Here is a 9,724-nt window from a genome sequence, read left to right as displayed (position 1 = left end):
CGTTGTTCAGTTTTCAAAGATCAATGTCTCTTTTTCGTGACCGCCGCTTGTCAGCAGCGACCTTTATAATATATCACGGCGTCCTCGTTTTAGTCAACAACTTTTTATTTTAATTTTATCAGTTGTCTTTCTTACGTTCCGGAGCCATGCAGCTCTTCGGAGGGACGAGTTATAATTTATCACATGAACCATGTGTGAGTCAACCATAAATTTTATCGCTCCTTTACTTAAAAACCAAACAAAAAAAGAGAGTACATAAGTCTCTCCCATACATGCATGTATTTTATCTTATATTATATAGTATAACGAATCTCGTGTCCGTCACTCGTTCCTTTATCTGCCCATGAGGTAATCTCTCTAATCAATGATCGGGAACTGAGCTTTCGCAATGTCAGCGGAAGTTCAGCGGCCAAATGGCTTAACCCGGACTGTTTCAACAATTCTTCTACACTCCACGCCTCTTTGCGGCTACCCAGTATGGACAAAAGAAATGAAGAGCAGTCGTTCATCTTTGACATAAGCGAAAATTCACATGCCAGCAGTATTAGCTCCACTCTCTGTTCCAACGTCTCCGTACTGATGGTAAGCTCCTCATACAACTTGTAGACCGATGTATTCTGGCTTCTCAGTTGTTCCCAGACTGCAGGTTCCGGAAACCGTCCTCCTTCGCTCACTTCAATACGCGCCCAATGATAGAGAGCTATCAGAACACAGTTATACGCATCCATTACACAACCTGCCCCGAGATAACGTTTAGCTTTCACATACATATGCAGAAAGCGTGCAAACTCCATAAACATCACACGTTCCCGAAGCGGGTTCTCAAACTTAATAATGGTATTACGAAGACTCCCCATGATTCCCAGAGGGTCCCAAATCACTTCACCTGAGATCAGGCTTGTAATCAGTTCGTTGTTGTCGCCAGCCGTTACTGCCCGCTGCAGGGTTGGAAGATCAACATGCAAAGTCTGAGTTCTAACCTCACCCGTTATGGAGTGGCTGATATTCTTGCCCCTCTCCACGTCATCATGCAGCATCATTACAATCATATCGTAATCGTGAAGAAGTGCACTTTGGAAAGAAGTACTGCTCTGCTGCCGCAAAGCGACTACTCCAAGGACACTCTCATCAAATGTTTCTCCACTTAATAATGTCAAATTGGATAGTTCCATGCTTCCCTCCATTAAATATGGCGATTGTGCGTCTGTTAAGCTATAATTCATTTATAATATTATTCTACATATTCACCACAGTTCCTTCTGTATGCCCGAACTATATTTAGTAAGGAGCAGATACTCATGAAGTTTAAATCAGCTAAAATCAATGCTTTCCGCACATGGGGTCTACTGCTCACTATGCTCGGAATGGGGCTAATGATTCTGGGAACGGCGGGTATCGTGTTTTGGGGACATGCAGGAAAAATCATTGCCGCTATAGGCCTGGTTATTGGATTGATCTCCATGGTTGCCAGCCTAGCCATCTATTTCTGGGCCGGAATGCTCTCAACAAGTGCTGTTCAGGTGGATTGTCCGGAATGCGGTAAGATGACCAAGATGCTCGGAAAAACAGACCGCTGCATGTTCTGCCATACCATACTAACTATGGACCCGGAACAGGCAACCATTACAGCAGAACACCTTGAACATCACCAAGCGAAATTGTAACCAAATCTCTGAGTTAAAAGAAAGCTTTAATATGCATAAAAGCAAGGGTCCCGTTGAGCCCTTGCTTTTTTTATGCTATTTGAAAATATCCTAAGAACGTATTAGTTCACTACTGAAAAATTTCTTTTAAAGCTGCCCACGCCTCCTGATTGCCAAAGCTGCGGTTCCAGGATGCGATGCCTCCAAGCGAAAAGGACTTGGCAAGCTCCACCCTTGCTTTAAGGGACACCTTGTCCTCAATCCATATTTTGCGGGGGACTCCTTCATCTTTGTATTCAATATAGTTCTGGCCCGTTGCCTGATCTAATTTCGGCTTAAGCTTCTTTGTACTTATAATTTCAGCTGCCGCATTCATACTCACTGCCTTGGAACTTACTTTAATCTCTCCATCCTTCTTCGTTTCCGACCAAATACGAGTATATAAAGGGACTCCAAGGATTATCTTCTCCGGCGGTACATCGTCTTCATCAATAATACGAGTAATAGAATTACCAACCCACGGCAATGAAGCTACTGATCCAGCAACAGGACTGGCTGCCCAGTGTTCGTCGTATGCCATCACGATAATGAAATCTGCGATTGTTCCAAGAGCCCGCCGGTCAAGGAATAGAGACCACATCTCACTGTTCGATTTGGGAGTCACATCTATGGATACGATCAGATTCTTGGCTTGTGCCATGGGCTTCAGTTCCCGCATAAACTGCGTAACATTCTCCCCATCCTTCGTATACACATTCTCAAAATCAATATTGATGCCGTCCAGGTTATACAAATCGGAATATTCCAGCATCTGTACGATGATCCGCATCCGCTTTTCATAGGTTGATAGGGCTACCGTGGTCATATCAGCCTCAAAGCTGTTGCTCAGCAGACCCCATACCTCCATTCCCTGCTTGTGGGCCCATTGGACGTACCCATTATCAGCCTGACTGCGTACATTGCCTTCCCCATCCACAATCCGGAACCAGGTGGGGCTGACGACATTGATGCCTGGTAGTTTACCAATGGACTCTGGATTCGGTTTACGTTCATAAACAGCTTCCCATACCAGGTTAATCGGCTTCCCTTTCCAGCTCCGCTCGGCTCTGGTAGGCTCGGAAGGCTGTGGCTCAACCGTTTTATCTCCATCCAAAAGGATACTCTTGCTTTGAACAAACCCTGTATAGCCGCTATCCATCTGAACATAGAGCCATTCCTCTGCCTTATCCCAGACCTTAACGATGCTTCCCGGAGGCATGTCAGCCGCAATGGGTGCGTGAATGGTGGGTTCCTGGCGTAGAGCAATGCTCTTTCCGCCCTCTTTACCTTTAACTTTACCCAGTGGTACGGTTTCTCCGGCAACCATCACCTGAACAGCTCCTGTGGACTTGTCCTCCTGAACCTCAAATCCATATAGCTCTTTCAGCGTTTCCGCGGGAAGGTAGGTGAGATCCCCTTTCTCCTCCGGAGCCAGGCGCAGTTGAAGCGGTTTATTGTTCAAGCTTGCTGCGGTGGTATCAGCCTGCATGTATAAAAGCTCGCTATCTGTAGATAAAATAACCGACTTACTCTCGGCTTCATACCGGATGGATGAATCAACATACTCCTGCAGAAAAGGCAATGGCAGCAGCAGTCCATCCCCGGACCCTGAAGCAGAAAACTCGGTAAGCTCCCCCTTGACGAAAATAGGCTTGTCTATATTTTTCCAGTCAGGATCGATATGTTGGCGGTTTGGCATCACATAGAATATGACCCAATATGCGGCAGCAGCAATTATAATAAGGCTCAGAAAGCGGCTAAAAAGACTTCTGCCTCTGCTTCCGCGCCTCTGTTTTTGTCTTCTGTCCAATTTAAGTCCTCCGTATATAGATGATTTTGAATGATACATGACATGCATAATCGGCACAGCCGACCTCTATGATACGTTTGAAAGAGCCTTTGGTTTCTGTAAAATTTTTCCAAAAAAATATAACGTGATTCATCCGGGTTACGGAATCAGCACGTTATTGATACTTCATGTTCTTAAATTTATTAATGCTGCTCTCCACAGCCTTGGCAAACCCCGTATAACTCCATGCGTAATCCATTGATTTTGAAGCCGGTAGCCTCTTCTGCCCGATGCTCCACCTCGTGAAGAGACGGATAACTGAAATCCTCTATTTTACCGCAATCCTGGCAGATTACATGATAGTGGTCTGATACATTAGCATCGAAACGGCTGGAATTATCACCGTAAGTGAGTTCGCGTACCATTCCTGCTTCCATAAACATTTTAAGATTATTATATACCGTCGCCACACTCATACTTGGAAATTTCGGTTCAAGCGCTCTATAAATATCATCGGCAGTTGGGTGATTCATCGCTTCCATCAAATAAGTTAAAATCGCATGACGCTGGGGTGTAATACGGACACCTGTTGTCTTCAATTGTTCCAATGCATGCTGTACGCCACTACCCATCCATGTCACCGCCCTTTACGGAAAGCAAATTAGCAAATCTACATGTAATTGTAAGACTGGCCCTTGAATATTGTCAACGCGGCTTCTACATTATATTTATTATTATATAATAAAAATTACTTATTTCAATATTTCCTCACATTTAAGTTGCTGTTTCCTTCAACATGCAGCTTAAATTCACCATTTCCTATTTCTCCGGAGATCGTCTTCTTGTCAACGGGAAGCTGCGGGAACTCCGAAATGATATCTCCATATCCGCTGGAGCCATCCATACTGAAATTGGCCTCTTCAGGCAAATACAAATTGAGGTCACCAACCGCGCTGTATATATCCCACTCCCCGCCCACAGCAGATGAACGGATATCGATATTCCCGTTAAGAGACTCCGCATGCAGTTTTGCTCTGGCTTCCGAAACTGTAAGATTACCGTTTTTACTGGCGACATGAATTGCATCCCCGCTGTTGATTGCGCCGATATCCCCTACCGCAGTAGTAAGCTTTAACGATCCTGCAATATCCCAGGCATTCATAGCCCCACCACCAGTCGAAATCTCAACACTCCCTTGAACGGAACGGACGCGAACCTCTCCATTCAACGTTTTACCTGTTACATTCCCAAATACACGATTCAAAATCACAGGCCCGTTGCCTGTTTCAAGAGAGATATTCTCGATAGCTTCTACATTCTGGAGTGTGATTCCACCATTCATTGTCCGAACCTCCAGATTGAACCGGCGGTCCTCTGGCAGATAAATATCCATGTCCATACGCGGCTGACGCTTGCCGGAATCACCGTAGGCCTTGCCTTTAGGTGTCAGTTTAATTGTCGGACCCTCTGAGACCTCAATAAACGACTGATCGGATATGGCTTCAGCCATAACTCCCTCCAGTTGGTCCACCCATACGGTAGTGACGATCTCAATATCCTCCACAGGTGCTTTGTGTAGCAGAATGTCTCCATTGATAGCGTTAATAGAAATTTTGGCAGAATTCAGTTCTACGGGTACTATAAGCGGCTGTTTCTGAAACTTGCTGCCTGATGCCTCACTGTAATCCACTGCTGCTGCAGTCAAATTAAGATTGACCCTGTTCCATAAATGCAGATAATGTTCTTGCTCAGCTACTACAAAAACGCAAGCCGCTGCCACCAGTGAAAGTACAAGGCCACGCAAATCAAGCCTGAGCCTATGCTCTGCCAAAGCTGCTCCTGAGATAGGACGATTTCCGAACCAAAACATGAGCAGATACTCCAGACCCCAGAATACAGGGACAGCCGGCCACCATTTCAGAAGAAGCAACAGAGCGTCAGGGTTTCCTTTCCAATCGAGAAGCAGCAGTATACTAACACCCACAAGCAGTGCGGCAGCCGTATATCTTCCAACTCTGCGTCTACTGTTCCCCTTACGCCGCTGACGAGCTGTACCCCGGTATATCTCACGTATTCCTAATGTAAGGCTGCTGCCCAGAAGGATCATTGCAATGGTCAAACCTGAGTAATTCTCAATAAACAGCTGAAGCCAAGGAGGTTTTTGACGGAAAAGAAAAAGCAGCGCCCCGCCAAACAATAGCAGGAGGCCAAAGGAAAGCCCAGGTTCAGTGATAAACACGGTACGTTTCGATATAGGTTCAACGGAATTGTCTGGAGATTCCATACCCTGTTCAAGCGCATGCTGAGGATAGGTGTTCGCCGTTCTAAGATTGTAGAGAATCCGGTCAGAGGCCTGCAGGACATTATAGATGTTATAGAAATAAACTACAGGTATGAACAGCGCTAGAAGGATAAGCAGCGGGACATTAATCTGCATGCCGATTGAAGAGAAATATAACAACGAGGCAATATCTACAAGAATCAGAAATATCAGAGAAATCCCAGTTCGGAAAAGCCCCAAATACAAATGCCCGGCCCCAGGCAGGAAGACAGCAAGCAACCCGGCTAGAAATTTATGTTTCCGGGGTGGGCGGCGTTTGGGGCGTGGAGGGATGATTGCCCTCTCCTCAGCCGGTACAGTAGTATCACGATCGGCGGTGTTCCCGAGTTCCTCGGATGAGGGTGGCATTCCGGTTGCATTTGTCATTTAGGGATTCTCCTTTCCTATCAGAATGTATATATTGATCCATAACTTAGTCCTTACCGCTTCGGTGGAATTCAACAAGTTCAACACCCGGTGCAACTTCTTCTACTCCTACCGGTATGAAACCATGTTTCTTATACAAGGATACCGCCGGACCGTTCAGCTTGCCTGTAGACACGATGAACTGCTCCATTTCTCCATAATAGTTGAATACATAGTTCAAGAGGCTGCTGGCGATTCCCCGGCCGAAATAAACCGGGTCTACCATCATCCGTGTGATTGTCAGCTTACCGGGCGATTCCTCCTCTACAGCCACTGCCCCCAACAATTCACCGTCTACACCTATATTTCCATAAAAAATCTCCACACTGCGGCGCAGCATGTCCATGGTTTCCATGAGAGGCGGAATCTCCTTAAATCCTATGAGCTCCGCTTCAAGCCTGTAAGCCTTGTGCTGCAGGCCCCATAATTCGCTGACTGTCAGATCATCCCTCAGGTTCAGCTTGATGATTTCACTCATTCTTTCGATCTCCTTATATATCGCGAAGAGCTTGCCGCTGCCCGGCAAGCTCTTTCATTAGGCTGCTTATATCATTACCCGAACCAAAGACTAAGCGTTCAGCACTTCTACCAGAAGCTTATTGGCCAAGCCTGGATTCGCTTTTCCTTTGCTCTCTTTCATAACCTGTCCTACAAGGAAGCCGATAGCCTTTTCTTTGCCAGCCTTGTAATCCTCAACCGACTGCGGATTCGCCGCTACAACGGCCTCGACAATCCCTTTAATTGCGCCTTCATCGCTAATCTGCACAAGACCCTTCTCCTCAACGATTACCGCAGGGAGCTTGCCGCTCTCCAGCATTTCCTTGAAGACGGTTTTAGCAATCTTACTGCTGATGGTTCCAGCGGAGATAAGTCCGATCATTTCACCCATTCCTTGCGGTGTGATCTTCACTTGGGATAACTCCAGATTATTGGCGTTCAAATAGGCAAGAAGATCACCCATTATCCAGTTAGCAACAGACTTGGCGTCCTGCGTAAAGCCAAGCGCCCCTTCAAAGAAGTCAGCCAGCGGCATAGATGAGGTAATTACGCCCGCATCGTATGCGGGAAGTCCATATTCCTCGGAGTAACGGACTTTGCGCGCGTCCGGAAGTTCAGGGATCGAAGCCCGGATCGATTCCTTCCAGGCATCATCAATATGCAGAACAATAAGATCCGGATCCGGGAAATAACGATAGTCATGCGCTTCTTCCTTGCCGCGCATAGACAAGGTCTTACCTCCAGCTTCATCCCAGCGGCGCGTCTCTTGAACGACAACGCCACCATCATCGAGGATTTCAGCTTGGCGGTATTCTTCATATTCCAGGCCGCGGAGTACGCCACGGAAAGAGTTCATATTCTTAAGCTCTGCACGGATACCAAATTCCTCTTGTCCTACAGGACGCAGACTGATATTCGCGTCACAACGCATGGAGCCTTCCTCCATTTTAACGTCGGATACATCACAATACTGCATAATCGCTCGAATCTTCTCCAAATAAGCGCGAGCTTCCTCCGGCGATCTCAAATCCGGTTCGGATACAATTTCAATGAGCGGTGTACCGACGCGGTTAAAGTCAACCAGCGAAGCATAACCTCCATCAACGTGGGTCAGCTTCCCGGCATCCTCCTCCAGGTGGAGGCGGGTAATGCCGATTCTTTTGGTTTCTCCGTTCACTTCGATATCAATCCAGCCGTTCAAGCCGATAGGCTGATCAAACTGCGAGATTTGATACGCTTTAGGTGAATCGGGATAAAAGTAATTCTTGCGGTCGAATTTGCTGACATCACCAATGGTGCAGTTCAGCGCCATCGCCGCTTTCATGGCGTAATCCACCGCCTGACGGTTCAATACCGGCAGTACGCCGGGATGACCGAGACATACGGGGCAGGTATGTGTATTGGGTGGTGCTCCAAATTCCGTGGAGCAGCCGCAGAAGATTTTGGATTTCGTATGAAGCTCTACGTGAACTTCTAGTCCGATGACCGTTTCATATTTAGATGACATGGTGTCCTGTTTACCTCCTTTGAACGTAATTACAGCTGCGGACGCTGTTTATGATGTTCTGTATGTTGTTCATAAGCGTGCGCCACGCGCAGCACCGTACTCTCATCAAATTCTTTGCCGATAATCTGCAGACCTACAGGCAGCCCTTCAGCAAAACCACAAGGAACGCTGATGGCAGGAATGCCCGCAAGACTGACTGGTATGGTCAATATATCGTTCAAGTACATGGTCAGCGGATCCTCTGTTTGAGAGCCAAGCTTGAACGCCGTTGTCGGCGCCGTCGGGCCAATGACTACATCATACTTCTTAAACACTTCGTCAAAATCCTGTTTGATCAAGGTCCGTACTTTTTGCGCCTTCAAGTAGTAAGCATCATAATACCCCGAGCTGAGCGCATAGGTTCCAAGCATAATACGGCGCTTAACCTCCGGTCCGAAACCACGGCTGCGGGACTTGAGGTAAAGGTCAAGCAGGCTTCCGCCTTCCTCCACCCGCATTCCATAACGGACGCCGTCGAAACGTGCCAGATTGGAGGATGCCTCCGAAGAGGATAACAGATAATAGGTAGCCACAGCATATTCCGTGTGCGGCAGCGAAACCTCTTCCCATACCGCACCAAGACCTTCAAGCACATTAAGCGCAGCCAGTACCGATTCACGGACTGCAGCGTCAACACCTTCACCAAGATACTCCTTAGGTACAGCAATGCGAAGCCCGGTGATGTCACCGGTAAGTGCGCTTAAATAATCAGGGATATCCACCTTGGCAGATGTGGAATCCTGTGCATCGTATCCTGCAATAGCCTGTAGTACATATGCCGAATCTTCGACGTTACGTGTAACAGGTCCAATCTGGTCCAGCGAGGACGCAAATGCCACAAGGCCGTAACGGGAAACAAGGCCATACGTTGGCTTCAATCCGACAACACCACAATAGGAAGCCGGCTGGCGGATCGAACCGCCAGTATCGGAGCCAAGAGAGAAGAACACTTCACCCGCAGCCACACTTGCAGCGGAACCGCCACTGGAGCCGCCAGGAACTCTTTCCAGATCCCAAGGATTACGGACCGGACCAAAACTGGAATTCTCATTAGAGCCGCCCATCGCGAACTCGTCCATGTTGAGTTTACCGATTACGACAGCGTCCGCCTGACGGAGCTTAGAGGCAACGGTAGCATCGTAAATCGGCTGGTAGTTAGCCAGAAACTGGCTCGCACAGGTAGTGCGAAGCCCCTGAGTCACGATATTATCCTTAACACCAGCAGGAAGCCCAAATAACAGTCCGCGGGAATCTCCGGCTGAGAGTTTATCATCCAGTGCACGGGCAGTGGCCCGGGCTCCCTCTTCATCCAGGGTCAAAAAGGCATGAAGCTCCTGATCCCGCCGGGCGATGACAGACAAGGATTCTTCGGTCAGTTCGCTGACAGACACCTCTTTGTTATGGAGCATATTATGTAATTCAGGTAGTCGGTAATGAAACAAGCTCAAGATTACATCCCCCTT

Annotated in this window: 8 protein-coding genes; 1 reads left to right on the top strand and 7 read right to left on the bottom strand. The window is 47.5% G+C overall.

The annotated features are described in order from the left end of the window. Positions 1-293: 293 nt before the first annotated feature. Entirely contained in the window at positions 294-1,223 is a 930-nt protein-coding gene (locus tag ACAN55_RS09855) for a nucleotidyltransferase-like protein (protein ID WP_379131442.1), read from the bottom strand. Between the two features lie 75 nt (positions 1,224-1,298). Here ACAN55_RS09855 and ACAN55_RS09850 point away from each other — a divergent pair, with 75 nt between their 5' ends. Next, entirely contained in the window at positions 1,299-1,664 is a 366-nt protein-coding gene (locus ACAN55_RS09850) for a DUF2614 family zinc ribbon-containing protein (protein ID WP_379131438.1), read from the top strand. Positions 1,665-1,773: 109 nt separating this feature from the next. Here the strand turns inward: ACAN55_RS09850 and ACAN55_RS09845 are convergent, their stop codons facing one another. The 6 genes from ACAN55_RS09845 to gatA all read right to left on the bottom strand — a co-directional run bounded on the left by ACAN55_RS09845 (position 1,774) and on the right by gatA (position 9,709). After that, positions 1,774-3,492 (bottom strand): glycosyl hydrolase family 18 protein, encoded by a 1,719-nt coding sequence (locus tag ACAN55_RS09845; RefSeq protein ID WP_379131435.1) that lies wholly within the window; start codon positions 3,490-3,492, stop codon positions 1,774-1,776. A gap of 182 nt (positions 3,493-3,674) precedes the next feature. After that, positions 3,675-4,103: a peroxide-responsive transcriptional repressor PerR gene (gene perR / locus ACAN55_RS09840; RefSeq protein WP_379131433.1), complete on the bottom strand. Its 429-nt coding sequence runs from the start codon at positions 4,101-4,103 to the stop codon at positions 3,675-3,677. A 125-nt stretch (positions 4,104-4,228) separates the two neighbouring features. Next, positions 4,229-6,178: a DUF4097 family beta strand repeat-containing protein gene (locus ACAN55_RS09835; protein ID WP_379131431.1), complete on the bottom strand. Its 1,950-nt coding sequence runs from the start codon at positions 6,176-6,178 to the stop codon at positions 4,229-4,231. A gap of 46 nt (positions 6,179-6,224) precedes the next feature. Further along, positions 6,225-6,695 carry a GNAT family N-acetyltransferase gene (locus ACAN55_RS09830; RefSeq protein WP_379131428.1) on the bottom strand — a complete coding sequence of 157 codons (471 nt, stop codon included), beginning with the start codon at positions 6,693-6,695 and terminating at the stop codon, positions 6,225-6,227. A 90-nt stretch (positions 6,696-6,785) separates the two neighbouring features. Beyond that, positions 6,786-8,222: an Asp-tRNA(Asn)/Glu-tRNA(Gln) amidotransferase subunit GatB gene (gene gatB / locus ACAN55_RS09825; protein WP_379131426.1), complete on the bottom strand. Its 1,437-nt coding sequence runs from the start codon at positions 8,220-8,222 to the stop codon at positions 6,786-6,788. A 29-nt stretch (positions 8,223-8,251) separates the two neighbouring features. Next, entirely contained in the window at positions 8,252-9,709 is a 1,458-nt protein-coding gene (gene gatA, locus ACAN55_RS09820; protein ID WP_379131424.1) for an Asp-tRNA(Asn)/Glu-tRNA(Gln) amidotransferase subunit GatA, read from the bottom strand. Between the last annotated feature and the right edge of the window lie 15 nt (positions 9,710-9,724).

This window comes from Paenibacillus oryziterrae, from assembly GCF_042610485.1.
Taxonomy (GTDB): domain Bacteria; phylum Bacillota; class Bacilli; order Paenibacillales; family Paenibacillaceae; genus Paenibacillus_AQ.
This window is presented reverse-complemented; position numbering and strand designations above follow the sequence as displayed.

What these genes read in the sequence shown, in the direction of transcription:
- ACAN55_RS09855 (WP_379131442.1), bottom strand. Translation starts at nt 1,223, where the DNA reads ATGAATTATAGCTTAACAGACGCACAATCGCCATATTTAATGGAGGGA.
- ACAN55_RS09850 (WP_379131438.1), top strand. Translation starts at nt 1,299, where the DNA reads ATGAAGTTTAAATCAGCTAAAATCAATGCTTTCCGCACATGGGGTCTA.
- perR (WP_379131433.1), bottom strand. Translation starts at nt 4,103, where the DNA reads ATGGGTAGTGGCGTACAGCATGCATTGGAACAATTGAAGACAACAGGT.
- ACAN55_RS09835 (WP_379131431.1), bottom strand. Translation starts at nt 6,178, where the DNA reads ATGACAAATGCAACCGGAATGCCACCCTCATCCGAGGAACTCGGGAAC.
- ACAN55_RS09830 (WP_379131428.1), bottom strand. Translation starts at nt 6,695, where the DNA reads ATGAGTGAAATCATCAAGCTGAACCTGAGGGATGATCTGACAGTCAGC.
- gatB (WP_379131426.1), bottom strand. Translation starts at nt 8,222, where the DNA reads ATGTCATCTAAATATGAAACGGTCATCGGACTAGAAGTTCACGTAGAG.